This is a genomic window from Mobilicoccus massiliensis (assembly GCF_000826525.2).
Classification (GTDB): Bacteria; Actinomycetota; Actinomycetes; order Actinomycetales; family Dermatophilaceae; genus Mobilicoccus; species Mobilicoccus massiliensis.
This window is the reverse complement of the sequence record NZ_LN651314.1, coordinates 1-1,276: the sequence shown is the minus strand read 5'-3', so window position 1 is coordinate 1,276 and position 1,276 is coordinate 1. Positions and strand designations below refer to the sequence as shown.

2 protein-coding genes are annotated in these 1,276 nt (G+C 67.7%); both read left to right on the top strand.

Annotated features, from left to right (window positions below; translation table 11 throughout):
- On the top strand, positions 1-515 hold a 515-nt coding region (locus BN1197_RS00055), incomplete at its 5' end, for a hypothetical protein (protein WP_217991120.1).
- A 92-nt stretch (positions 516-607) separates the two neighbouring features.
- Positions 608-1,240 carry a multicopper oxidase domain-containing protein gene (locus BN1197_RS00050; RefSeq protein ID WP_095999815.1) on the top strand — a complete coding sequence of 211 codons (633 nt, stop codon included), beginning with the start codon at positions 608-610 and terminating at the stop codon, positions 1,238-1,240.
- Positions 1,241-1,276 lie beyond the last annotated feature (36 nt).

Below are 1,276 nucleotides of genomic sequence, written 5' to 3'. Positions count from 1 at the left end.
ACACGATGGGTCACACGCTGGAAACCAGCGTTGAACGCCTTCGCCATCACCTTCGCCGACCGCATCCCGGCCGCCGAAGACCGCTGAGAATGAAAACGCCACTTACACCGTTGGCCGGACAGTCCCCCGCCGGAATCGCCAAGTACGTCGCTGACGGGGGCGTCATCGACAACAGTGCCATGCAGCCGGGAGGTGCCGACTTCCCCGAGGTGGCGGGCTTCATCATCCACGGAATGAACGGGACGATGCTCATCCCGGTCGTCGGCGTGGTCCTTCTCGTGGTCGGCCTCGTCGCACGCTTCGGCGGCGCGGTGCGGTGGGCCGCGATCGTGCTCACGCTCATCGCCGTGCAGGTGGCCCTCGGGATGTTCGGGCGCGGCCTGACACTGCTCGCCCTGCTCCATGGCCTCAACGCCGTCATCCTCTTCGGTACAGCCCTCCTCGCGGGGCAGCGTGCCTTCCGTGCCGGGTCATCATCGGCGCCAACCCCCACGCGGGAGCATGTGGCGTCGTGACCTCGCGTGGGCACCGGGTATCGCGGTGGGGAAGCGTACTCGCGGCACTTCTCATCCTCGCCGTCGTCGGCCTGACGGTCTGGTTCGACCGGATGCCCAGCACCTACTCGGCGATGCACATGGGATACGCGGACTACGGGACCCCCGGCCCATCGGCAGCGGCCGGCGCCGGGCACGGGCCGGGCCCCGGAGCGAACCAAGGCCACACCGCGGGGTCGGCACACGGCATACCGGTCACCGAACTCCTCGGAGACCGCAGCGCTCGCCCCGACGTCAGCTACACCTTGGTCGTGCGGCGTGAGCACACGACCCTCGCCGACGGACGCACCTTCGACGGTTACACGGTCAACGGGAGCACGCCCGGCCCGACACTCGAGGCACGCCGAGGGCAACTCGTCGAGGTGGTACTGCGCAACGACAACGTCGCGAAGGGCACCACACTGCACTGGCACGGGCTCGACGTTCCCTCGGGTGAGGACGGAGTAGCCGGGGTCACGCAGAACGCTGTCGGCCCGGGCCAACAGCACGTCTACCGATTCCGTCCGAAACAAGAAGTGACCTTCTGGTACCACTCGCACCAGGTCTCGCATGCCCAGGTCGTCGGCGGACTGCTCGGCGGCATCGTCATCCATCCGTGGATCGCCCCGGGAAGGGTGGAGGGCTTGATCTCCCCAGGAGGATGGAGTCATGCCTGCACCGAAGAGGTACCCCGACGAGTTGCGTGAACGAGCGATCCGGTTGGTTCGCGACCGGATCGCCGC

What these genes read in the sequence shown, in the direction of transcription:
- BN1197_RS00050 (WP_095999815.1), top strand. Translation starts at nt 608, where the DNA reads ATGCCCAGCACCTACTCGGCGATGCACATGGGATACGCGGACTACGGG.